Annotated in this window: 19 protein-coding genes; 8 read left to right on the top strand and 11 right to left on the bottom strand. The window is 71.9% G+C overall.

What is annotated here, in order from left to right; translation table 11 throughout:
• Positions 1–8: 8 nt before the first annotated feature.
• On the bottom strand, positions 9–1,211 hold the full coding sequence (locus V4Y04_RS00410; protein WP_332424927.1) for an NAD(P)/FAD-dependent oxidoreductase: 1,203 nt from the start codon (positions 1,209–1,211) through the stop codon (positions 9–11).
• A gap of 188 nt (positions 1,212–1,399) precedes the next feature.
• Between V4Y04_RS00410 and V4Y04_RS00405 the strand changes: the two genes are divergently transcribed.
• From V4Y04_RS00405 to V4Y04_RS00390, 4 genes are all read left to right on the top strand, one after another.
• Positions 1,400–2,800 (top strand): aldehyde dehydrogenase family protein, encoded by a 1,401-nt coding sequence (locus tag V4Y04_RS00405; protein ID WP_332424925.1) that lies wholly within the window; start codon positions 1,400–1,402, stop codon positions 2,798–2,800.
• A gap of 7 nt (positions 2,801–2,807) precedes the next feature.
• On the top strand, positions 2,808–3,986 hold the full coding sequence (locus tag V4Y04_RS00400) for an ABC transporter substrate-binding protein (protein ID WP_332424923.1): 1,179 nt from the start codon (positions 2,808–2,810) through the stop codon (positions 3,984–3,986).
• Positions 3,987–4,090: 104 nt separating this feature from the next.
• On the top strand, positions 4,091–5,518 hold the full coding sequence (locus V4Y04_RS00395) for an FAD-dependent oxidoreductase (RefSeq protein ID WP_332424921.1): 1,428 nt from the start codon (positions 4,091–4,093) through the stop codon (positions 5,516–5,518).
• A complete protein-coding gene (locus V4Y04_RS00390; RefSeq protein WP_332424918.1) occupies positions 5,515–6,015 on the top strand; it encodes a nuclear transport factor 2 family protein in 501 nt (166 codons plus the stop codon). Before V4Y04_RS00395 ends, V4Y04_RS00390 begins: the two co-directional genes overlap by 4 nt.
• A 99-nt stretch (positions 6,016–6,114) precedes the next feature.
• On the opposite strand, the gene V4Y04_RS00385 is transcribed toward V4Y04_RS00390, so the two are convergent.
• From V4Y04_RS00385 to V4Y04_RS00375, 3 genes are all read right to left on the bottom strand, one after another.
• On the bottom strand, positions 6,115–7,311 hold the full coding sequence (locus V4Y04_RS00385) for a cytochrome P450 (RefSeq protein WP_332424916.1): 1,197 nt from the start codon (positions 7,309–7,311) through the stop codon (positions 6,115–6,117).
• Positions 7,312–7,415: 104 nt separating this feature from the next.
• Positions 7,416–8,432 carry a TIGR03617 family F420-dependent LLM class oxidoreductase gene (locus V4Y04_RS00380; RefSeq protein ID WP_332424914.1) on the bottom strand — a complete coding sequence of 339 codons (1,017 nt, stop codon included), beginning with the start codon at positions 8,430–8,432 and terminating at the stop codon, positions 7,416–7,418.
• Positions 8,429–9,622, bottom strand: a complete 1,194-nt coding sequence (locus V4Y04_RS00375; protein ID WP_332424912.1) for a flavin reductase — start codon at positions 9,620–9,622, stop codon at positions 8,429–8,431. The genes V4Y04_RS00380 and V4Y04_RS00375 overlap by 4 nt, the downstream gene beginning before the upstream one ends.
• A gap of 198 nt (positions 9,623–9,820) precedes the next feature.
• Between V4Y04_RS00375 and V4Y04_RS00370 the strand changes: the two genes are divergently transcribed.
• Positions 9,821–10,864, top strand: a complete 1,044-nt coding sequence (locus V4Y04_RS00370; protein ID WP_332424910.1) for an NAD(P)H-dependent flavin oxidoreductase — start codon at positions 9,821–9,823, stop codon at positions 10,862–10,864.
• Positions 10,865–11,086: 222 nt separating this feature from the next.
• Here the strand turns inward: V4Y04_RS00370 and V4Y04_RS00365 are convergent, their stop codons facing one another.
• Positions 11,087–12,391: a cytochrome P450 gene (locus V4Y04_RS00365; protein ID WP_332424908.1), complete on the bottom strand. Its 1,305-nt coding sequence runs from the start codon at positions 12,389–12,391 to the stop codon at positions 11,087–11,089.
• A complete protein-coding gene (locus V4Y04_RS00360) occupies positions 12,388–13,647 on the bottom strand; it encodes a cytochrome P450 (protein WP_332424906.1) in 1,260 nt (419 codons plus the stop codon). Before V4Y04_RS00360 ends, V4Y04_RS00365 begins: the two co-directional genes overlap by 4 nt.
• Before the next feature lie 46 nt (positions 13,648–13,693).
• Between V4Y04_RS00360 and V4Y04_RS00355 the strand changes: the two genes are divergently transcribed.
• Together V4Y04_RS00355 and V4Y04_RS00350 are read left to right on the top strand one after the other, a co-directional pair.
• The gene (locus tag V4Y04_RS00355; RefSeq protein WP_332424904.1) at positions 13,694–14,509 is read left to right on the top strand and encodes an SDR family oxidoreductase; all 816 of its coding nucleotides are present in this window, start codon (positions 13,694–13,696) and stop codon (positions 14,507–14,509) included.
• Between the two features lie 8 nt (positions 14,510–14,517).
• A complete protein-coding gene (locus tag V4Y04_RS00350; RefSeq protein ID WP_332424903.1) occupies positions 14,518–15,312 on the top strand; it encodes an enoyl-CoA hydratase/isomerase family protein in 795 nt (264 codons plus the stop codon).
• Between the two features lie 341 nt (positions 15,313–15,653).
• On the opposite strand, the gene V4Y04_RS00345 is transcribed toward V4Y04_RS00350, so the two are convergent.
• From V4Y04_RS00345 to V4Y04_RS00335, 3 genes are read right to left on the bottom strand one after another with little or no spacing between them, the layout of a single operon-like run.
• A complete protein-coding gene (locus tag V4Y04_RS00345; RefSeq protein WP_332424901.1) occupies positions 15,654–16,541 on the bottom strand; it encodes an LLM class F420-dependent oxidoreductase in 888 nt (295 codons plus the stop codon).
• The gene (locus tag V4Y04_RS00340; RefSeq protein WP_332424899.1) at positions 16,538–17,137 is read right to left on the bottom strand and encodes an NADPH-dependent FMN reductase; all 600 of its coding nucleotides are present in this window, start codon (positions 17,135–17,137) and stop codon (positions 16,538–16,540) included. The genes V4Y04_RS00345 and V4Y04_RS00340 overlap by 4 nt, the downstream gene beginning before the upstream one ends.
• Positions 17,138–17,193: 56 nt before the next feature.
• Positions 17,194–18,465, bottom strand: a complete 1,272-nt coding sequence (locus V4Y04_RS00335) for a multidrug effflux MFS transporter (RefSeq protein ID WP_332424897.1) — start codon at positions 18,463–18,465, stop codon at positions 17,194–17,196.
• Positions 18,466–18,647: 182 nt separating this feature from the next.
• On the opposite strand from V4Y04_RS00335, the gene V4Y04_RS00330 reads away from it, so the two are divergent.
• On the top strand, positions 18,648–19,295 hold the full coding sequence (locus V4Y04_RS00330; RefSeq protein WP_332424896.1) for a TetR/AcrR family transcriptional regulator: 648 nt from the start codon (positions 18,648–18,650) through the stop codon (positions 19,293–19,295).
• 160 nt (positions 19,296–19,455) lie between these two features.
• Here the strand turns inward: V4Y04_RS00330 and V4Y04_RS00325 are convergent, their stop codons facing one another.
• Both V4Y04_RS00325 and V4Y04_RS00320 read right to left on the bottom strand, forming a co-directional pair.
• Positions 19,456–19,830 (bottom strand): hypothetical protein, encoded by a 375-nt coding sequence (locus tag V4Y04_RS00325; protein ID WP_332424894.1) that lies wholly within the window; start codon positions 19,828–19,830, stop codon positions 19,456–19,458.
• 195 nt (positions 19,831–20,025) lie between these two features.
• Complete coding sequence (locus V4Y04_RS00320; RefSeq protein ID WP_332424893.1) at positions 20,026–20,589, bottom strand: VOC family protein; 564 nt, start codon at positions 20,587–20,589, stop codon at positions 20,026–20,028.
• Positions 20,590–20,719: the final 130 nt, after the last annotated feature.

The raw sequence follows: 20,719 nt of genomic DNA, 5'->3' as shown, positions 1-20,719 counted from the left end.
AGCGCGTGTCACCGACCCCCGTGACCGGTCACGGGGGTCGGCGTGGTGGCGAACTCCTCCTGGAGTTCGCGGCGCAGCCGCAGAAAGCGCCGCGGGCTGTGGAAGGCGGCGACCGCGACGCGACGGCCCGCGGTGTCGGTGAAGGCGAACACGGTGCCGCGGTCGGCCCCGCCCTCCCCCGCTTCGAGCACCTTGACCGAGGACGCGAGGTCGGGGCGGCCCACCAGCTGGAAGTTCACGTCGTACTGCATGCTCCAGAAGTAGGGCGGCGCCGGCGGGCGGGCCGACTCCCGGCCGAGGACCGCCGCCGCCACCACGGCCGCCTGGTCGACCGCTGTCGTCCAGTGCTCGTGGCGTGCGGAGTCGCCGTACGCCGGCTGCTCCCACCGCGCGACGTCGCCGAGCGCCCACACCCGGTCACCGGCCCGGCCGCGGGCATCGCACGGCACGCCCGCGGCGTCATCGAGGCCGAGGCCGGTCAGCCAGTCGTTGTTGGGTTCGGCGCCGATACCGACGACGACGTGGGCGGCGGCGAGTTCGGTGCCGTCGGCGAGCCGGACGGCCACCGTGTCGGCCGCCTCCTGGACCGAAGTGATGGGGACGCCGGTCAGTACCCGTACGCCCCGGGCCCGGTGCAGCCGGGTGAAGCAGGCGCCGATCTCGGGGCCGAGAACGGGTTCGAGAAGCGTGCCCGCGGCCTCGATGACGGTGACGTCCAGGCCGGCCCCGCGCGCGGCGGCCGCGACCTCGAGCCCGATGAAACCGCCGCCCACGACGACCAGCGGGCCGCCGTCCGCCAGTGCGGTGCGCAGCCGGACGCTGTCGGCGAGGGTGCGCAGCCGGTGGACCCGCCCGCCGGGAGCGGCGCCCGGCCAGGTCCGGGCGGCCGCGCCGGTGGCCACGACGAGCTGGTCGTAGGCGAGCCGGCCGCCGTCGGCCAGGGTGACGGCCTCGGTGTCCACCGCGGCGGCCCGCGCTCCGAGTACGGTCTCGATGCCGGCCTCGGCGAGCTTCGCGGGAGTGGTCAGCGCGGTGCGCGCGGCTTCCCACTCGCCGGTCAGTACCTGCTTGGACAACGGCGGGCGGTCGTAGGGGAGGTGGCGCTCGTCGCCCACCAGCCGCAGCCGGCCCGTGTACCCGTTGGCGCGCAGCGCCTCGGCGACCCGCAGCCCGGCGAGTGAGGCGCCGACTACGACGATTCCGTCGCTCATGGTCATCGATCTCCTTGGACGGCACGGTCGGGAAAGGACGGAACCAGGTGTGAAGTCATTGCCTAAGAAACCAAGCACTGTCAGAATACTGTGTCAATGATCACGTTCGGCGCAACTCCTGGCACGTGAGCTGCCTGCCGCATGCCCGACGTGGCTCATCCCTCGTGGTCCGGACGTGGAGGACACCCATGCTGAGCATGACGATCGACGGCAAGCCCGTCGACACACGCGACACCTTCGATGTCGTGAATCCGGCGACCGGTGCCGTCGAGGCGCAGGCACCCGAGTGCACGCCCGAGCAGCTCGACCAGGCGATGACGTCGGCCGCCCGCGCCCAGACGAGCTGGAAGCGGGACGACGACGCGCGCCGGCAGACCCTGCGTGACCTGGCCGACGCCGTCGACGCCCACCAGGAGGAACTGACCGCGCTCCTGATCCAGGAGACCGGCAAGCCGCGGGCCGTCGCCGCGGCCGAAGTCGCCTCCTCCGCACCCTGGATCCGCTACTACGCCGACCTGGACTGGCCGAAGCGGGTCATCCAGGACGACGCCACCGCCAGGATCGAGGTGGCCCACCGGCCGATGGGCGTGGTCGCCGCGATCACGCCGTGGAACGGACCGGTCGGCATGTGGACCTGGAAGATCGCCCCGGCCCTGCGCGGCGGCAACACCGTCGTGCTCAAGCCCTCGCCGTTCACTCCGCTCTCGACCCTGCTGCTGGGCCGGATCGGCGCCGAGGTGCTGCCGCCCGGCGTCATCAACGTCGTCACCGGCGGCGACGAGCTCGGCAAGGCCATGACCTCGCACCCGACGCCGCGCAAGATCAGTTTCACCGGCTCGATCGCCGCCGGACGGTCCGTGGCCGTCAACGCCGCCCACGACCTCAAGCGGGTCACCCTCGAACTCGGGGGCAACGACGCGGCGATCGTTCTCGACGACGCGGACCTGGAGAAGACCGCCGGCACCCTGTTCGCGTTCTCGATGTTCAACTGCGGCCAGATCTGCTGCATCCCCAAGCGCATCTTCGTTCCGGCGAACCGCTACGAGGAGTTCGTCGAGGCCTTCGGCGCCGCGGCCCGCGCCACCGTCGTCGGTGACCCGACCGACCCCGCCACCGCCATGGGCCCGCTGACCACCCGTCCGCAGTTCGAGCGGGTCTCGGAGCTGGTCTCCGACGCCGTCGCCGGCGGCGCCCGGGTGGTGTCCGGCGGCAAGCCCATCGACGGCGGCGGCTACTTCTTCGAGCCGACGGTCTTCGCCGACGTGGCCGAAGGCATGCGCATCGTCGACGAGGAGCAGTTCGGCCCGGCGATCCCACTGCTGAAGTACGACACCGTCGACGAGGCGGTGACACGTGCCAACGCCACCGACTACGGCCTGTCCGGCTCGGTCTGGTCCGCCGACGCGGCGAAGGCCAGGGCGGTCGCGGAACAGCTCGAATGCGGCACGGCATGGGTCAACTGCCACGCCATGCTGCCCTCCCACGCGCCGTTCTCCGGCGCCAAGCACAGCGGCCTCGGGGTCGCCAACGGTGAGGACGGACTGCGGTCCTTCACCGAGCAGCAGGTCGTCCACACCGCGAAGGGCTGAACACGACATGCGCAAGAGAACACTTGCCTCACTCGCGGTGCTCCCGCTGCTGCTCACCGCGTGCGGCGACGGCGGAACCGGGGGAACGTCCGACGGTCCCGTCAAGATCATGACGATCGCGTCGTTCGAGAGCCAGGTCTACTCCGTACCGTGGCTCAAGACGGCCGTGACCGCCGCGGTGGCACAGGTCAACGAGGACGGCGGCATCGACGGCCGCAAGATCGAGCTGCTGACCTGCAACGACAAGTTCGATCCCAACGAGGCCACGGCCTGCGCCCAGCGCGCCGTCTCCGAGAAGGTCGCCGCGGTCGTCGGCCCGCTCTCGCCCAACATCGGGGCCATCGCGGCCGTGATGGAGCAGGCGAAGATCCCGATCGTCGGCCCCGGCGGCGCCGACGGCCAGAACGAGGCGACCAGCCCGGTGTCCTACCCCATCAACGCGACCCCGGTCGGCATGGGCGTCGGCGCCGGAAAGCTCGCGGTCGAGCGCGGCGGCCCGAAGGTCGTCGTGATCGGCGGGGACAACGAGACCGCCCGGGCCGGCGCCGAATGGGCCAAGAAGGGCGTCGAAGAGGCCGGCGGCAAGGCGACCATGATCTACGCCCCGATCGGCTCGGCCGACTACGCGACGGTGGTGGCCAAGGCGATCGGCCACGACCCCGACGCGGTCTCCCTGCAGGGCTCGGGCGCCGACGCCGGCCGGATCGCGACCGCGCTGCGGTCCGCCGGATACGAGGGCCTGATCACCGGCATCTCCTCCATGGTCACCCCGGGCGTACTGAAGATCCTCGGGCCGGACGCCGGGAACATCGTGCTCACCTCCCGCGGCCACGCGGCCTCCGACACCTCCAACGCGGAGATCGCGGCGTTCAACAAGGCGATGAAGGCCGCCGATCCGAAGGTCAACATCGACGACATCGGCCTCAACGGCTGGCTGGCCGTCAAGCTGTTCGCCGCGGTCGCCGAAGGCAGCGAGATCACCGACGGAGCCTCCGTCATCAAGCTCCTCGACGCCATCGAGGAACCGGTCAGCCTGGGCGACGCCTACCCGGACTACCAGGGCATCCAGGATCCCCCTCCGCTGCCGGAGTACCCGCGGGTCGCCTCGTTCGAGGTCGGCACCAGCGCGGTGAAGGACGGCCGGATCGTGCCGGACGGCGACTTCTTCGACCCGTTCGCCAAGTAGCGAAGCGCAAGCAGTCGGACAGCCGGACAGCCGGACAGCCGTGTGCCGGTGGGGGCCACTACGGGGCGGCCCCCACCGGCACCCCTGTGCAGAAAGGTTCATTCATGGCAGCAACCCGCAGGATCGCCGTGGTCGGGGCCGGAGGTGCCGGACTCGCCGCCGCACTCGAGACAGGCCGGGCCGGAGCCGACGTGATCCTCCTCGAAACGGCCGATCAGGTCGGCGGCGCCACCGCCCGGGCCGGCGGCGTCGTCTACGCCGCCGACACCCCGGTCCAGAAGGCCCGCGGCGTCGAGGACTCGGTCGACGAGCTCATCAACTACTACATGACGGTGAGCCGGCACGAACTGGAACCGCGGCTGCTGCGCGCCTCGGCGGAGGGCACCCGCGAGGTGATCGGCTGGCTGGAGGAGCTGGGCGTCACCTGGGAGCCCGACCGCCTCTACATCGCCGGACTCGAGTACAAGCCGCGCGGTCACCTGCCCACCGGTGACACACGCGGGCTCGGCCCGGCGGGCGGCGCGATGATCGTCGCCGCGCTGCTCACCGCGGTCGAGGCGATGGACAACGTCGAGATCCGCACCGCCACCCGCTGCACCGGACTGCTCACCGGGGACGACGGTGCCGTCGCCGGCGTACGCACCGAGTCCGGGGAGGAGATCCGGGCGGACGCCGTCATCCTCACCACCGGTGGCTTCGGCGCCGCCCCCGACCTGCTCGGTGAGCACTGGCCCGAGGCCGTCGAGCACGGCGACTGGCACTGGTACCTCGGCCCCGACACCAACATCGGCGACGGTGTCCGCATGGGACTGGCCGCCGGCGGCGAACTGCGCGGCTACGGTGGCACCCTGCTGGAGACGCCGAACTTCGGCCGCCTCAACGACGCCTTCACCCCGCCCTGGGTGATCTACGTCAACAAGAACGGTCACCGCTTCGTCGACGAGACCGACACCTACTGCGTGATGCCGCACGTCATCGCCAAGCAGCCCGGTGGCACGTGCTGGGCCGTCTTCGACGAGGCCGCGCTGCGCCAGGTCGCCGACAGCGGGCACGTCGACCCCTACGGCCTCGGCGTCGACCTGGAGTCGAACTGGACCGCCGCCATGCTGCGCAAACAGATCGAGGCAGGCGTCGTGAAGTCCGGTGCCACGCTGGCCGAGCTGGCCGAGCGCACCGGTATCGCCGCCGCCGGTCTCCAGGCGACCGCCGAGCACTGGAACGCCGACGTCACCCGGGGCCGCGACACCGCCTTCGAGAAGAAGGGCACACTGGCCCCGGTCTCGACCGCCCCGTTCTACGCGGTGGAGCTGCGGCCGGCCATCATCGGCATCACCTTCGCCGGTCTGCGCATCGACGACGAGGCCCGGGTCCTGGACACCGCGGGCCGCCCGATACCGGGCCTGTTCGCCGGCGGTGAGGTGGCCGGCGGTCTCGACGCCGACGTGTACGCCGGCGGCGGCACCTCCATCGGCAACGCCCTCGTCTTCGGCCGCACCGCCGCCCGCAGCGCCACCGCCGGGGCCGTGCGGTGACGCCCGAGACGGCCGCCACCGGCGGGCGCGGCCCCCGCGAGGTCGCCGACCGCCTGGCGATCTACGAGCTGTACGCCCGTTACGCCCAGGCGGCCGACCTCGCGGACGGCGCCGCCTACGCCGACTGCTTCACCGAGGACGGCTGGACCGACATCTCCTCCTTCGGCCACACCGCCGCGTCCTTCCGGGCGAGGGGACTGGACGTGCTCGACGACACCGGCAAGGTCCGCGGCCGGGCCCGCCTGCGGACCATCGCCACCAAGACCCCCGGCGCGCCTCTCCACCACCACCTCACCGTCAACGCCGTCGTCACCTCCTACGAGGGCGACCGGGCCACCGGGACGGCGTACTTCGTCGTGCTCGCGCCCGACGGCCGCGTCCACCAGTTCGGCCGCTACGAGGACGTCGTCGTCCGCGACACCGACGGGCAGTGGCGGTTCGCCGAGCGCAGGGACCTCGCCGCGTTCAACTCCGGCACCACCCTGCCCCAGGGCTGAACCAGGACTGAACCAGGCGCCCCGGAAGAGCACGCCACGACGGGAAGGCCCCTACCCCGCGCGGGGTGGGGGCCTTCCCGTCGTGGCGGGGGCGGGCCGTCAGACCGTCGGGGCGACGGCGCCGTGGCGGACGGGCAGCGCGGTGAAGCCGTAGGTCGTGAAGTAGGTCCGGGCGGTGACCTCGCCGTCCAGGGCCAGGTCGGGCAGCCGGTCGAGGATGTACTCCAGCACGATGGTGATCTCCAGCTTCGCCAGCGCCTCACCGATGCACCGGTGACGGCCGAAACCGAAGGTCAGATGGCCGTGCACGCCCGGCCGGTCCGGGTCGAAGCGGTCCGGCTCCTCGAACTTCTCCGGGTCGTAGTTGCCGGCGCCGAACGTCAGCATCACCTTCTCCCCGGGACAGATGCCCACACCGCGCACCTCGGCGTCCTTGCGGGCGGTGCGCCCCATGTTCCACACCGGCGGGTTGATGCGCAGCGACTCGTCGATGACCTTGCCCAGCCGGGAGCGGTCGGCCTGCAGTGATTCCATCAGACCCGGCTCGGCGAGCACCCGGTGCACGGTGTTGGTGATGCCGTCGACGGTGGTGCCGTGACCGGCCACGATGAAGACGATGCACAGGCCGAGCAGTTCGTCGTCGGTCAGCGGGGCGCCCTCGATCTCGCCCTCCATGATCCTGCCGAGCACGTCCTCGGCGGGCTTCCCGCGACGCTTGTCGATCTCCTCCCGCACGACGGCCTCGACGGCGGCCGCGGCGCTGCGTGCGCGCTCCGGGTCCCCCGTGGAGGCCATCCACTCGTCGACGATGTCGGAGATGTGGTTCCCGTCCTGCTCGAAGCCCAGGATCGCGGAGATCGTGGAGGTCGGGACCTTGCGGGCGACGTCGAAGACGAGGTCCCCGCGCTCCCTCGCGGCCAGGCCCGAGAAGGCGTCCTCGACGATTCCCTCGATCACCGGCCGGTAGCCCTCGACGGTCCTGGGGGTGAAGTACGGCACGAGGAACCGGCGCCACGGGGTGTGCAGCGGCGGGTCGACCTCGGCGAGCGGGAGCATCACCGACTTCCCGGTCGACGGGATGGTGTGGCCCTCCTCGACGGTGTAGGTCTCCCAGTCGTTGGCCGCCGCGGTGATGTCGGCGTACTTCGTCAGCATCCAGAACCCGCCGACCGCGTCGCTCCACGCGACGGGGCACTTGCCCTGCACGTCCTTCAGTGTCTCGAACAGGTGTGGGGCGAGGGACGGATCGGTGTTGTCGAGGTGGTACGCGTGCTCGGACTTACGGCTCTCGGTCATGGCGGATCCTTGTCGTACGCGCTTTTAACCAAACGCTGTTAGCGTAAAGTGGCGGGTGCCTTCCGACAAGAGCGGAGGACACCCGTTGTGGCGTCGGCCGCAGGTCAGGTGAGTTCCCGCAGGCGGGCGGCGACCCGGGCGCGGGCGGTCTCGTCGAGGTCGTACGGTGTGACGAGGGTGAAGCGGTCGAACACGTCGGCGTAGCGCGCGGCGAGGATGTCCGCCGCTTCCTCCGGGGTGCCGACGGCCGCGAACTCGTGCAGCACCTCGTCGTCCACCGCGGCGGTCATCGCCTGCCAGTCGCCCGCACGGGACAGCGCGTGCAGCCGTTCGCCGAGCCCGCCCCAGCCGTGCGCCTCCAGCACCGGCCGGTAGGACGGGGTCGAGGCGTAGAACGCGATCTGGCTCCGGGTGGCCTCCGCCGCGGCGGAGATCTGCTCCGGGGTCGTGCCGGTCGCCACGAACGGCCCGCCGACCCGCTGGAAGCCCGGACGCGAGGACTTGGCGCGTCCCCGCCCGAGCGCCGCGAGGGTGTTCTCGCGCAGATAGCGCTCGGTGAGGAAGCTGTGGAACAGGACGCCGTCCCCGACCTCCCCGGCCACCTCGGTCATCAGGTCCCCGACGGCCGCGACGACGACCGGTGGTGTGCCGTGGCCGTGCGGGGCCGGGGTGAACATCGGCGTCATCAGCGTGTGCGTGTAGAACCGGCCCTCGAAGGCGAGGCGGTCACCGGTCTCCCAGGCGGACCAGATGGCGCGCAGGGCGAGGACGTACTCGCGCATCCGGGCGGCCGGTTCGGACCAGGGCATCGAGAAGCGCCGGGTGATGTGCGCGCGCACCTGGGTGCCGAGCCCCAGCATGAAGCGGCCCTGCGAGAGGCGTTGCAGGTCGTGCGCCATCGAGGCGACGTTCATCGGGCTGCGGGCGAAGGCCACCGCGATGCCGGTGCCCAGGCCGATCCGCTCGGTCGCGGTGCTCGCGACGGCCAGCTGGAGGAACGGATCGCGGTCGAGCTCGCTGGCCCAGACGGCGTCGTAGCCGGCCTCCTCGGCCGCACGCGCCGCCGCGGCCGGATCGGCGCCGCCCTTGATGGGCAGCGCGGTGTCGACGGGCACGCTCATGCTGCTGTCTCCCTGCCGATCGCCGCGGCCAGGGCGTCCGCCCCGCCGATCTTGCTGCTCACTTCGTCGGCCGCCTCGACCAGCCGGGCCGCGACCTGTTCGACCTCGGCGCCGTCGAGATGGCGGCCGAAGCCCCGGACGGCGAGGCCGAGCTCGACCTTCCGGGGGCCGAAGACGGGCGCCACGAGCATCCGGACGTCGTACGACGTGTGCGGATCGAGCTCGGGGTCGAACTGCTCCTCGCGCAGTCCGCGCATCACGCCGTCGAGTTCGTCGACCGAGGGATGGCGCAGTTGCAGGCCGACCGCGCGCTCGAGCTGGTCGTAGTGGTCGTCGCCGATCGCCACCGACCAGCGCCGCCGCCGGGTGCGGCGCAGTGCGGCCTCACCCGCCGCGGCGTGGGCCGGGTCGTCGGGGAGCCAGGCGCCGGTGCCGGCCGGGTCCCAGGCGACGAAGACCGAGCCGACCGGGAACACGAACGGGGTGCGGTAACCGACCCGGGAGGAGATGTAGTCGGCGTTCGGGGAGTCGGCGATGGCGAGGCAGACGGACTGCCGGCCGACCGTCCCGACGGCGAGGCATTCGAGGTCGAGTTCCCGGGCGAGCCGCTCCATGACCGGCCGGGCGCGCCCGGCCAGCTCGATGAGCTCGACCAGATCCCGTTCGGGCGCGGCCATCAGCGACGGCGTGGTGAACCCGCCGTACCCGCCGCGGAAGAACACCAGCGGCGGACCCGGCCGGAGCTCGGAGAGCTGGTCGACCTCGCCGACGACGATGTAGTGGTCGCCCGCCTCGTGGCGCTGGGCGAGCGTGCAGTCGATCCAGGCCAGGGCCCCGTCGATGACGGGTGCGCCGGAGGGTGCCGGGAACCACGTGATCCCGTCGAACTTGTCGGCGCCCCTGGTCGCCATGGCGCGGCACACGTCCTCCTGGTCGGCGCCGAGGATGCTGACGCAGAACCGTCCGGAGGCCTCGATCCTCGGGTAGGTGCTCGACGTGCGCGCCGGCATGAAGCTAACCAGGGGCGGGTCGAGCGATACCGAACCGAAGGACCCCACCGCCATGCCGAGGGGCCGGCCCTTCGCGTCGAGCGCCGTGATGACCGCGACACCGGTGGGGAATTGTCCGAGGACGTCGCGGAAGTAGCGCGAGTCCTGTGGCGGGGCGGTCGCCCGGGCGTAGTTGCTCACATCGCACCTCACTGGGACGGCAATAATCATAATCTAACAACATTAGATTCTAGGGCCAAGGGGCGGAGGGGGCGGCCCGGGCGGAGGGTGGTCCGCAGTTGCCGAAGAGGGGTCTTGGCGCAATAACCAAATGTCGTTAGGCTGAGCGGGTCCGGGCCCCGGGAAGGGCCGTTTGCGCACTCAGCGGAAGGGATCGACGTGGGAGCGGTATGGCAGGCCCTGTGCGGCCGACTCGGAACCAAGTACCCGATCATGCAGGACGGTATGGGTCCGTCACCCACCACCTCGCTGGCGACCGCCGTGTCCGCGGCAGGAGGGCTCGGCTCGGTCTCCACGCCGGGTCTGCTCACCCCCGAGGTGGAACTGCGCAAGAAGCTGCGTGACCGGATGGAGCAGGTGGCGGTCGGCGCGCGGGGCGCCTTCGCGGTCAACATCCCGGTGGGAACCCTCTCCTCGGGCGAGATGCTGCCGGCCTCCGAGGCCTGCATCGACGAGGCGATCCGGATCAAGCTCGCCGGCGGCCCGGTCGGCGAGCACTTCGCCGCCATCACCACCTCGGCGGGCTTCCCCGGCGGCTTCACCGAGCGCATCAAGGAGGCCGGCCTGCTGCACGTCCACAAGGTCGGCTCCGTGCGCCACGCGGTGAAGGCGGCCGAGGCCGGCGTGGACGTCGTCATCGCCTCGGGTTACGAGATGGGCGGTCACACCCACCTCAAGCCCGTCTCCACGATGGTGCTCGCCCCGCAGGTGATCGCCGAGGTCGACATCCCGGTCATCGTCTCCGGCGGCATCCACGACGGATACGGGCTCGCCGCGATGCTCGCCATGGGCGCCGCCGGCGTCGCCATGGGCACCCGGTTCATCACCACCGAGGAGCACGAGTGGCACCAGAACTACAAGCAGTACATCGTCGACTCGCGTGAGTGGGACGACATGACCTACCAGGGCTACTACGCGCCCAGCCGCGGTCTGCGCAACAAGGCCCTCCTGGAGGAACTGCCGGCCGTCAAGGAGTCGGGCATCTCCGTGGACGAGCTGAACCAGTGGAAGGAGGACCGGGGGTACCTGGCCCAGATGGAGGGCGACACCGAGGCCGGCATCGTCGTCGCCGGTCAGGTCGCCGCCGCCATCAAGGACATCGTGCCGGTCAAGGTGCTCCTCGACCGGATGATGGACCAGGCCCTCGGCCTGTTGGAGAACACCGCTGCCTCGCTGCCGGCCCTCAAAGCCACCCGCGCCTGACCCCGCGAAGCGGTACGCCGATGGCCCGGTCCCGACGGGGGGACCGGGCCATCGGCGCCGCCGCGGGCGGAGGGACGGGCCTGCGGCCAGGGGGCGGCGGAACCACGTCGGCCGGCCGGCCCGGCTCGGGGGAGCCGGGCCGGCCGTGCAGGCCCCGGTGAGATCAGTTCGGATCAGTTCGGAGCAGGTGGGACCGGGCGGGGTCCGGACAGTGCAGCCGGATCAGCCGTGCCGGTCCGCCGTACCGGCCGGCGCCGTACCGACAGCCGCCGTCTCCGGCAGCGGGGCGGCGTGTTCCGGGACCACCCGCGGGCCGGGGGTGAACCGGACGGGCATCGAGGTCCAGCCGTTGACCAGGGGGATCACCGGCCGGTGGACAAGACCCTCGCGGTCGACGGCGAAGTCGGGCATCCGGCGGAGCAGGGCGCGGACCACCTCGACGAGTTCGGCCTTGGCGAGGTACGCGCCGACGCAGCGGTGCACACCGATCCCGAACGCCGTGTGCTGGTGCGCGTTCGCACGGTCGGGATCGACGGTCTCCGGATCGGGGAACACCGTCTCGTCGCGGTTGGCGGAGCCGATGCCGAGGAAGAGCCGGTCACCCGGCCGCAGTTCGACGCCCCCGAGCGTGGCCGGAGCGACGACGGTGCGGGCCGCGCCGGTGCCCGGACTGTAGAGCCGCAGGAGTTCGTCCGTCGCACCCGGGACGGCGTCGGGGTCCTCGATCAGCCGACGGCGCAGCTCCGGATGGGCGTCCAGATGCCCGACGACGTTGGATATCTGTGCCGTCGTGGTGTCGACGCCCCCGGTGAGCAGCATGAACACCAGCTCGGCGATCAGGTCGTCGTCGATGGGCCGCCCGTCGACCTCGGCCTCCAGCAGGGCGGTGCAGACGCCCGGCGGCCCGGCCCCGCGCTCCCGCCACTCGGTGACCAGCTCCCGCATCTCCCGCATCACGCCGATGATCGCCCGCGCCGAGCCCTTCCGGTGGCCGACGCCCTGGTGCAGGGCGTGCGCGTAGTGCTGCCAGCGGTCGAGGGGCAGCCCCAGCAGATCGACGATGACCAGCGGCGGCAGCACGGCGCCGAGGTCATCGACGACGTCCATCCGGCCCGACTCGATGGTGCGGTCGAGGATCCGGTCGACGATCGTGGTGAGCCGGGGGGTGTACTCGCGGACCGTGCGGGCGGAGAAGAACGGCGCGATCAGCCGGCGGTAGGCGAGGGAGGCCGGCGGGTCCATTTCCATCATCCCCAGCCGCGACGCCGTGACCGGCACGGTCGCCCCGCCCACGGTCCGGCCGTCGAACTCCAGCTCGCGCCCGGACGCGAACGTCTCCGGTTCCCGCAGGACGCGGCGGATGTCCTCGTAGCGGGTGACGGCGTAGAACCCGCCGTGCCGCGGGGAGTGCGTGACCGGGCAGCCCGCGCGCAGGTCCGCGTAGATCTCCGGCCACTGCTCGGCGAAGGCGGGGGAGTGGTGGTCGAACGGCTCGGGGGTGCCGACCGGGACGGAGGAGTCGTTCATCGGTCCGTTCCTTCGCTCGGGCGTACCCGCTCGCCGGTCAGCCGGGGCAGTTCGCCGGTGTCGGTGCCCTCGCGCGGGCCCTGGCGGTAGGCCATCGTCATCGAGTAGAAGCCGTTGGTCAGCGGGATCCGCTCGTAAGCCTGGACGGCGGTGATCCCGTACTCCGGGATGCGGCGCAGCAGTTCGCCGAGGAACACCTCGGCGTTGGCGGAGGCCAGCAGCGCCCCGGGGCAGCGGTGGACGCCGCCGCCGAAGGCGAGGTGCGGGTTGGGCGAGCGGGTGATGTCGGGGGTTGCGGCGTCCGGGAAGACGTCCTCGTCGAAGTTGCCCGACGCGTAGGACAGGAGCACCCGGTCACCGGGGTGGAACGTGTGGCCGCCGACCTCGACCGTCCGGGTGACGGTACGGGCCAGGCCGGGGGACGGCGCGTGGTAGCGCATCATCTCGTCGACCGCGGTCGGCAGCAGCGACGGGTCGGCCGTGATCCGGGCCCGGTCCTCCGGCCGGTCGTGCAGATGCTTGAGCATGTGGGCGATGGTCGCGATCGTGGTGCCCTCGCCGCCGAGCAGCATCATGTTGACGAGTTCGGTGGCCCATCCGACGCTGAGCGGTTCGCCGTCGACCACCGCGGTGTTGAGACCGCTGATCAGCCCCGGCCGGGGTGCGGCGCGCTGGCGCTCGACCTCCTTGCGGACGTCCTCCCGCATCCAGAGGGCACCCTCGGCGCGGTCCTCGGTCTGCCGGACCATCCGTTCGGCGACGTCGGCGTAGGCCGACCACCGCTCCAGCGGGATGCCCAGGATGTCGAGGATGACGATGGCCTGGAACGGCCCGGCGAGATCGGTGACGATGTCGCACCCGCCCTTCTCGATGATCCGGTCGATGGCCCAGGTGGCCGTGTGCCGGATCCGTTCGCGGCCCCGGGCGATGGCCTGGCGGGTGAACCACGGGGTGAGAAGTCTGCGGTACTTCGTGTGCTCGGGCGGGTCCATCTCGAGGATGCCGACCCGTACCGGCTGGTGCGGGATGGCGACGCCGAGGCCGTTGTCGGTGCCGTCGGCGTGCCAGGACCGTTCGGAGGAGAAGGCCTGGTGGTTGCGGAGCGCCTCGGTGATGTCGGCGTGCCGGGTCAGTACGTGGTAGCCGCCGTGGCGTTCGGAGGAGATGACCGGGCAGCCGCGGCGGGCCTCCGCGTAGATGTCCCGCCAGCGCGCGGCGTGGTCCTCGGCGGTGTGGTCGAACTGATCGGGCGTCATGGATGCACCCCTATTAATCAACCAGTATTAGATTTAGGATGCTGGCATGCCACACAAAGGGTGTCAACGAGAAGCCACGGCGCCGGACGGGTCCATGAAGGGCCGGGTCGCCGTGGTCACCGGAGGCTCGCGGGGCATCGGTCTCGGCATCGCGCGCCGCTTCCACGAACGGGGCGCGCGGGTCGTACTGTGCGCCCGCAACGCCGACGACGCGACGGCCGCGGCGCAGGCCCTGGACCCCTCGGGGGAGACCGCGCGCGGCGCGGGCGTGCATGTCTCCGACGAGGACACCGCCCAGGCCCTGCTCGCGGACGTGCGCGAGCGGTGGGGCGCACTCGACGTGCTGGTCAACAACGCCGCCGCCAACCCGCACTTCGGCCCGACCCACACGGTGGACCACGGCCGCTGGCAGAAGATCATGGACGTCAACCTCTGGGCCCCGCTGCGCTGGACGCAGCTGGCCCTGGAGGCGGGCCTGGGGGAGACCCGGCCCGGCTCCGTCCTGATGATCTCCTCCAACGTCGCCGAGACCCCGGGCAGTCCGTCCGGCGTCTACGGCACGAGCAAGGCGGCGCTCAACTACCTGACCGCCCAGCTCGCGGTCGAACTCGGCCCGCGGGTCCGGGTGAACGGCATCGCGCCCGGGGTCGTGAACACCCGGTTCTCCGGGCCGCTCATCGCCGGCGGCGAGAAGGTCTACGGCCGCTGGCCACTGCCCCGCTTCGGCGAGCCCGAGGACGTCGCGGACGCCGCGGAGTTCCTCGCCGGCGAGGCCGCGTCGTGGGTCACCGGACAGGTGCTGACCGTCGACGGCGGCGCGCTGCTCGGCGGCGACGAGTTCACCGCGCTGGAGGGTGTCTGATGCCCTCGGTGAGCACCGTCGACCACGGCGGCGGCGTCCTCGAGGTCCGCCTCGACGAGCCCGGGCGGTTCAACACCCTGGAGGCGGTGATCGTCCAGGAACTGCACGACGTGCTCGGCGCCCTGGCGCCCCGCACCGATGTCCGCGTGGTGGTCCTCACCGGGGCGGGCAAGCACTTCTGCGCCGGTGCCCACCTCCAGGGGCACGGCACGGCGCCCGGCGGCGACGGATCACGGGCGGTCCCGGACTGGATGTCGGTGCAGGAGCACATCGCGACCCTGGTGACCCGGCTGCGCTCGCTGCGGATGCCGGTCGTGGCGGCGGTGCAGGGCGCCGCGTCCGGCGGCGGGTTCGCCCTGGCGCTCGCCTCCGACGTCCGGGTCTGCGCCGACGACGCCCGCTTCAACGCGGCCTTCGTCAAGGTGGGCCTCTCGGGCTGCGACATCGGGGTGAGCTGGCTGCTGCCCCGGCTGATCGGCGCCTCGCGCGCCTTCGAACTGCTGCTCACCGGCCGTTTCGTGGAGGCGGAGGAGGCCGAACGGATCGGACTGGTCTCCCGGCTGGTGCCCCGGGCGGAGCTGATGGACACCGCCCTGGAGGTGGCCCGCGCGATCGCCGCGCACGCGCCGTACGGGGTGCGGATGACCAAGCAGGTGATGTGGTCGCAGCTGGAGATCTCCAGCCAGGCCGCCGGTCTCGATCTGGAGAACCGCACCCAGGTCTCCGCGGCGCTCACCGAGGACCACCGGGAAGCGGTCGCGGCCTTCCTCGGCAAGCGCGCCCCGGAGTTCCACAACAGGTAGGCGTGTCCCGGACCCGCTCGGTGCTCCACGACGGCGACGGGCGGGCACGGGCCCCGCGGTGACGAACTCGCCGACGACCTGTCACCTTCCGCGCAGGCGGCCCTGGACGAGTGGGTGGGCGCGGGCCCCTTCCGTGCCGCCGGTCCTGACCGGTGGCCGCTGTCCCCGCGGGGACAGCGGTCCCGAACCGCCGGGACGGCGCGCTCACTTTCCAGGAGACGGCCCAGGAGGTGGGCGGGTTCCACGGTTTCGCCGGAGCGGGGCCCGACACAGGGGCGGACGCGGTGACATCCGCGGAGCGCCCGGGCCCCTCCGTGACGAAGGGCCCGGGCGCCCGCGGATCAGCCGAGCAGGGCCGTGGCCAGGCTGCGTGCCGCGTCCAGCGGCAGCCCGCCCGGTGCGGCGCCGAGGAACTGCAGGCACACATGGTCCGCGCCCGCGTCATGGTGGGCGCGGACCCGGGCGGCGATCTGTCCGGGCGTTCCCCAGGCGACCAGGGCGTCGACCAGGCGGTCGCTGCCGCCGTCGGCCACGTCGTCCTCGGTGAAGCCCAGGCGCAGCCAGTTGTTCACGTAGTTGGGCAGCTCCAGATACATGGCGAGCGCCTCACGGGCGGTGGCGCGGGCCGAGGCGGGGTCGGAGTCGAGGACGACCCCCTGCTCCGGCATCACCCGGGCGCCGGAGCCGACCGCCGCGCGGATCCGCGCCGTGTGCTCCGGTGTGACGAGGTACGGATGCGTGCCGAGGGAGCGCTCCGCGGAGAGGGCGAGCATCTTCGGGCCCAGGGCGCCGATGATCCGGTCCTCGGGCGGCACCGGGGTGGTCGAGGCGTCCAGTTCGTCGAGGTAGCCCCGCATCTTGGCCAGCGGCCGTTCGTACCGGCCGAGACCGGCCCGTTCGACCATCGGCCCGTGGCTCGCGCCGAGCCCGAGCAGGAACCGGCCGGGGTGCGCCGCGTCGAGGCGGGCGAATGCCCGCGCGGACTCCGCGGGCGGGTTGACCCAGATGTTGGCGATACCGGTCGCGACGACGGCCCGCGAGGTGGCCTCCAGGAGCACGGCGGCCGTCTCGAACGTACGGCGCAGGCCACCCGGGAACCACAGGGCCGCGTAGCCCATGTCCTCCAGGGCGGCGGCCGCGTCGGCGACGAGCGCACGGTCGTCGAGGCGGAACGCGCCGGCCCATATGCCGAAGGACCGCCCCGCGGCACGCAGCGGGCGGGCGCTCATGCGACCTCGAACACGGCGGCGGCGGTCCGGACGGCGCCGGCGAAGGCCGCCACCTGGGCCCCGACACGGGCGAACTGATCGTCCAGTGCCGCGTCGACGCACCGGCCGTCGCGGAAGGCGCCGCGCTGGGCGACGACCGCCGCGCCGTACGGGGTCGGGAAAGCGCGCAGGGCGTGGGCGACGGTGCGCAGCTGGTCGATGACCGCCACCGCGGCCTGCTTGCCGTAGGCGACACCGATGCAGCCGACCGGGATCCCGTCGAGATAGGGGCGCTGGTCGCCGGCGAGGTCCTCGGCGTAGTCGAGGGCGTTCTTGACCAGGCCCGAGACCGATCCGTGGTAGCCGGGGCTCGACACGATCAGGCCGTCGGCCGAGCGCAGCGCCTCCACCAGTCTCGCCGCCTGGGGCGAGCGCGGGACGCGCTGCTCGTAGAAGGGCAGCGCGATGTCGTGGGCGGTCAGGCAGAGGGTGCGGGCACCGGCGGCCGAGGCAGCCGCGAGAGCGGAGCGCAGCCCCGCCTCGGAGCTGGACTCGCCCCGCACCGTGCCACCGATGCCGACGACCAGCGGTCGTTGGTCGAGCGCGTGTTCAGGCATGCACCATAAACTAACAGCGGTTGGTTCAAGCTGGCAAGAATCGGTGGACGGCGGAATCAGCGGACGGCCATCGTTTCCGGGTGCCGCCGGACGACGCGCCACATCACGCCCGCCGCGCAGGCGGTGGCCGCCAGCATGGCGCCGGCCATCGCGGTGCCGTCGGCCCCGCCCAGGCCCACGATCGGCGCCACGAGACTGGCCACCGCGAACTGTGTGAACCCCATCAGCGCGGCCGCGGTGCCGGCCCGGTGGCCCTGCCCGTTCAGCGCCAGCGCCTGGCTGTTCGGCATGCTCAGCCCGTACCCGGCGACCGACAGCGCCAGCACCGCGACAACGGCCCCGAGCGGCGCCTCGCCGAAGGCCAGCAGCGGCAGCAGCAGCGCCGAACTGAACAGCCCCAGCACGGTGGCGAAGGTGAGCACGTTCGCCGGTCCGAAGCGCCGGATGAGCGCCGGGTTCACCTGGGCGAGCACCGTCAGTCCGACCGCGTTGGCGGCGAAGAGCAGGGCGAACTGCTGCTCGCTCAGCCCGAATCGGCCCTGCAGGAGGAACGACGCCCCCGACACGTAGCTGAACAGGGTCGAGAACATCAGCCCCCCGACCAGGATCAGCGCGAGGTACGTCGGGTCGCCCAGCAGTGCTCGGTAGGACGCGCGGACGGCCGGGAGTGAGGGCCGGCCCCGCCGCTCGGGCGGCAGCGTCTCGGGAAGCGAGGTCGCGGCCACCACGAGCAGCACCGCTCCGAGACCGGCGAGCGCCAGGAAGATGAACGGCCACTCGGCGACCGCGAGCACACCGCCGCCGATGGTGGGTGCGAGCACCGGGGCCACACCGATCACGAGGAACATCCGTGACATGACCCGCGCGTAGCCCGAACCCGCGAACAGATCGCGCACGGTGGCCATGGACACGACCGCCACCGCCGCGCACGACAGACCCTGCAGCAGCCGGGTACCCGCGAGCAGATACGGGTCGTGGGCGGCGAAGCACAGCAGCGAGGTGACGATGTGGCCGGCGAGCCCCACCAGCACCGGGCGGCGGCGGCCGAACACGTCGGCCAGCGGCCCGGCGGCCAGCTGGCCCAGCGCCAGCCCCACCAGCACACCGGTGAGGGAGAGCTGGATCTGCGACGGCGCCGCGTCCAGGTCGCGGGCCATCTCGGGCATGGCCGGGAGGTACATGTCCATCGTGAAGGGCGACACCGACATCAGCAGCGCCACGACCACCATCACACGGGTCGCGCCCGCCGCCGAGGGGGCCGCTGCGACCGGCGCCGGATCCGGGCCGGGAGGAGCCCCTGCTGAGGGGGCGGTGTTGTCGTCGGTCACTGGGCGCGGGCCTCTCCGTACGATGGGATGACGGCCGGGAGCGAACGGGCCGAGGGGGCTGCCGGAACTGACGTGGAATCAGGAAAGGACAAAGAGGGCCACCCGCACCTGGTGGCCACCAGACGAACGTCGATGGATTAAGGTGCGTGAGGACGTGGAGCCCGGAGACGAGGAGAGCCCCCATGGCCCGACCGAAGGTCCCGCTGATCTCGCGCCGCAAGGCACTCGAGGCGGCGCTCGAGATCGTTGACGGCGAGGGTCTCGACGCTCTGAGCATCCGGCGTCTGGGGGAGGCCCTCAAGGTCAACGGCGCCTCGTTGTACCACCACTTCCGCAACAAGGACGAGATCCTGGTCGGCGTCACCCAGCTCGCGCTGGCCGACGTGGCGACCCCGCGCACCGAGAACGAGAACTGGAGGGTCTGGCTGCCGCTCAACGCCTACCGCACCCGCCAGGCGCTGATCTCGCACCCGGAGCTGATTCCCGTGATGCTGCGCCGCGCGCCGCTGGGTATCGGTCTGCTGGAGGTCGAGGCGAGTGTGCAGCGGCTGCAGGCCGAGGGCGTGCCGCTGCCGATGGTCGCCCCGCTGATGGAGAGCCTGGAACTGCTGGCGATCACCAGCGCGTTGCAGGAGACCGGCACGACCGGGCCCGTCGAGGACGAGAACGGCGAGATCACCACGCCGTCGCTGTACGCGGCCCTCGACGCGCGCGGCATGAGCTCCGAGGAGCTCTTCCAGGTGATGGCCTCCTCGATGATCTCGATCATCGAGAGCACGATCCAGCTGAAGGAGACGCGGCTGGCGGCCGAACGGCTCTCCGGGTCCTGAGCGAGCGGAAAGCCGACGGCGGGGACGGAGGGCGCGGGCACGAGGACGTCCCGCCCCCGCGATGCGCGGGGCGGCGTCCGCTGCCCCCTCCGGGGATCCGGCGCACGTGCCGTGGGTGCCGTGCATGCCGTGCGTCCGGCTGACGTCAGCCGACCGGACGTCAGCCGACGAGATGGAGACCGTCCCGGCCGTGGACCGCGGCGGGCTCCGCGGTGGCGTCGGGAGGGGCTCCGACCCCGAGGGGCAGGCCGGCCTCGACGGTGAGCAGGTGCAGTGGCCAGTTGCCGACCTGCCACACCCCGGCCGTGTAGAGGGCTGACTTGTAGCTGCCGCGCAGATGCGCGAGCGCCGCCTCGGCGGAGGGCGCGTTCATGGACAGGCGCACCGTGGCGGTGTCGGCCGTGATGACGACGTCGGGGAACATCCAGTCCAGGCCCGCGCGCACGGACTCGGTGACGGCTTCGGGATCCGCCACGGCCGGCAGGAAGGCCGGCTTCGTCGCTCCGAATCTGGCGGTGTACATCGACCAGCCCATGAGCCTGACCTCTCGTGTGTGGGTGTCCCGCGGCAGCGGGCGGGGGGAACAACCGGCAACGTGCTGAGGGAGCCGTGTCCGTCGCGGGGGCGGCGGACACGGCCGGCGCGGCCCGTCGTCCCGGCCCGGCCCGATCCGGACGGGATCGGGCCGGGCCGGGCCTGTACGAAGGACGACGGATGCGGCCGGGAAGGGTCACTCCGAGGACGGTGCCTCGATGATCCGTCCGTCCGGGAGGTAGACGACCCCCGGGTAGTCGGGCATGGAGGCGGGCTCGTTGTCGGCGAGCAGTTCCAGCGCCTCCGCCTTGTCGTCGTCGTCGAGCGGACGGGTGTTGGTCGTGAACTCGACCATGTTGCCGTCCGGGTCACGGGTGTAGATCGACGTGATGAACTCGTGGACGACCTCGCTCACCTTCTGGCCGTGGGACAGCCAGTGCTGCTTCTTCTCCTCCAGCTCGGTGAGGTCCTTGACCTCGAAGGCGATGTGGTTGATCCACCAGGGCAGACCGACGCCGACGGAGATCGAGGGGTCCCAGTCCTCGGGCAGTTCCACACCGTTGAGGTGGAGGTCCCAGAGCACGAAGTACGAGCCGGAACCCTTGGCGGTCTCGTAGAACACGTGCTTGGTCCAGCCGGCCTTGGATCCGCCCATGGCCTGACGCTTGACGATCTTCACGAGCTCGAAGCCCATGACCTCGGTGTAGAACCTGTGCGACACGTCGAAGTTCTTCGGGGTGATGGCCAGGTGGTGAATCACGGCCCCTCCTCGTGGTGAAAGACGTTCCCGGAACCGGGGGGTGCGCTTCCACAGTGGCTTACCCAACGATGATTGTCAAAGACTTGACGTATGATCGTCGCTTGTTTAAACCTTGACGTTTACCGGGAGT

The sequence above is a fragment of the Streptomyces sp. P9-A2 genome (assembly GCF_036634175.1).
Classification (GTDB): domain Bacteria; phylum Actinomycetota; class Actinomycetes; order Streptomycetales; family Streptomycetaceae; genus Streptomyces; species Streptomyces pratens.
The sequence above is the reverse complement of the archived record's forward strand: the minus strand, read 5'-3'. Positions and strand labels throughout refer to the sequence as shown.